Source organism: Arthrobacter sp. Y3223164, from assembly GCF_059091005.1.
The window spans coordinates 1-428 of the sequence record NZ_JBNHGF010000869.1; the positions used below are offsets into that span (position 1 = coordinate 1).

General features: G+C 72.7%; 1 pseudogene. It reads right to left on the reverse strand.

What is annotated here, in order from left to right:
• Positions 1-284 (reverse strand): annotated as a pseudogene (locus AC5RUJ_RS18465) (PHP domain-containing protein); the annotation flags it as partial.
• Between the last annotated feature and the right edge of the window lie 144 nt (positions 285-428).

Sequence of the window (428 nt, forward strand, 5' to 3'; positions counted from 1 at the left end):
AGCTCGCGGCCGCCCTCGGCCAGGGGCGCGGCGGCGCGCTCCCGCACCTTCGCCAGATAGTCCGGGACCTCGCCGTCGACCGCCTGCTGGATCACCACGAAGGTGCTGGCACCGATCCCCTTCATGCTCTTCAGCCGGCCGGTGCGCGCCCGCTCGGCCAGTTCGGCGGGCTCCAGCCCGCCGGCGACGGCGGCCGCCCGCCGGAACGCCTGCACTTTGTACGTGGGCGCGAGTTCACGCTCCAGCCAGAAGGCGATTTCGTTCAGGGCCGCGACAGGATCCATGTGACCATCTTCCACCGGCACCACCCGCTGATCCATGGCTTACGGCCTCAGGGACGGCACAGCGAGACCGAATTGCTCCCGCAGGGCCAGCTCGGCGGCGCGGTAGCCGGCCATGCCGTGCACGCCGGGGCCGGGCGGCGTCCC